The organism is Azospirillum sp. B506 (assembly GCF_000333595.1).
Classification (GTDB): domain Bacteria; phylum Pseudomonadota; class Alphaproteobacteria; order Azospirillales; family Azospirillaceae; genus Azospirillum.
Window position 1 is genome coordinate 1 of record NZ_BADK01000167.1, and the last position, 1,458, is coordinate 1,458.

Here is a 1,458-nt window from a genome sequence, read left to right on the forward strand (position 1 = left end):
GGCTTCGTCCCGTCCGTCCGTCGCCCGCGAGGTCCGCGATCCGCGTCTGGACGGCGCACTCCCGCGCAGCGCCGGCGCGCATATCCCACTCGCGGGATGAGTCGGGGGCTGCCGATTGGCCCCTTGACCAACCCGACCACCCCGCCCCATCTAGCGCGGAATGCCGAACCCCGCTCATGGGCCGGCACGTTCCTTCAGACAGGCGGAAACTCCGCCACGACGAGCGCGAGGTGGGGCCTTGGTGAACTGGATCATTCGGACGCTGGTGTTGTGCTTTGTCGTCGGCTTCCTTCTGTCGTTCCTGCACATCGATCCAGCCAGCATCCTGACGAACAGTTGGCAGACGGTGCAGGACATTGCCGCCCTGTTGATCGATGCCGGCCGATGGGCGCTGCCCTACATCCTGATCGGAGCCGTGGTGGTGGTGCCGTTGTCGCTGATCGGCCTGGTCCTGCGCTGGAACCGCTCGCGCCCGCCAACGTAAATTCAGGCAAAAGCCGGACAAAAAAACAGGAGGCACCGGAACCGGAGCCTCCTGTGAAACAGGGAGGGTTAGAGACAGTCATAGGTCTACGCCTGCCCACCGCCTTCCGCGTTGATGCATGTCAACTGTCCCGCTGTTTTCCGAACCGGTCTGGCCCCTCCCCAGCCGAAAAGAAAAAGCCGGAGCCATCCATACGGATGCTCCGGCTCAGTGATATAGGGAGGGTTAGAGACGAAACGGACCTTATCCGAAAAGGCATAGACTGTTCGTTGATCTGCATCAAAATGGATGAGATTCCCGGCAAGTTGCTCGCGTCGTTCCGCCGCACCGCGCCCTGAATGCCTCAACCGAGGATTTCGGCAAGCGCCACCACAAGCGCCTTGTTCTCCTCCTCGCGGCCGACGGTGATGCGCAGGCAGTCGGACAGCCCATAGTCGGTCACCGCCTTCACCAGGATGCCGCGGCGGGCGAGATGGTCGATGACCGCCTGGGTGCCCAAAGACGGATCGGTCGGCACACGGGCCAGCACGAAGTTGCAGACGCTGGGATAGACGCGCAGTCCCACCCGCTCCAGCTCGCGCGACAGCCAGGGCAGCCATTGCGCATTGTGGGCGAAGGTGGCTTCCTCGTGCCCGGCGTCACTCAACGCGGCGGCGGCGGTCAGTTGGGCCGGCAGAGAGACATTGAAGGCCCCCCGGATGGCATTCACCGCCTCGATCACCGTTGCCGGACCATAGCCCCAGCCAACCCGCAGGCCGGCCAGCCCGTGCATCTTGGAGAAAGGTGCGGATCAGCATGACGTTGTCGGAGTTCTCGACGATTTCCGTCCCATCGCTGTAGTCCGGCAGCCGGCAGTAATCGGCATAGGCCGAATCCAGCACCAGCAGCGTGTGCGGCGGCAAGCCGGCGCGCAGCCGCTGCACCGCGTCGGCCGGGATGTAGGTGCCCGGTCGGGTTGTTGGGATTGGCAAAGA

Annotated in this window: 2 protein-coding genes and 1 pseudogene; 1 reads left to right on the forward strand and 2 read right to left on the reverse strand. The window is 64.1% G+C overall.

Annotated features, from left to right (window positions below):
- The first annotated feature begins 241 nt into the window (after positions 1–241).
- The gene (locus I71_RS05830; RefSeq protein ID WP_244433661.1) at positions 242–484 is read left to right on the forward strand and encodes a hypothetical protein; all 243 of its coding nucleotides are present in this window, start codon (positions 242–244) and stop codon (positions 482–484) included.
- A gap of 343 nt (positions 485–827) precedes the next feature.
- Here the strand turns inward: I71_RS05830 and I71_RS39515 are convergent, their stop codons facing one another.
- On the reverse strand, positions 828–1,205 hold the full coding sequence (locus I71_RS39515) for an aminotransferase class I/II-fold pyridoxal phosphate-dependent enzyme (RefSeq protein ID WP_244433662.1): 378 nt from the start codon (positions 1,203–1,205) through the stop codon (positions 828–830).
- A pseudogene (locus I71_RS39520) lies at positions 1,123–1,458 on the reverse strand (hypothetical protein); the annotation flags it as partial. The pseudogene I71_RS39520 and the gene I71_RS39515, both read right to left, overlap by 83 nt.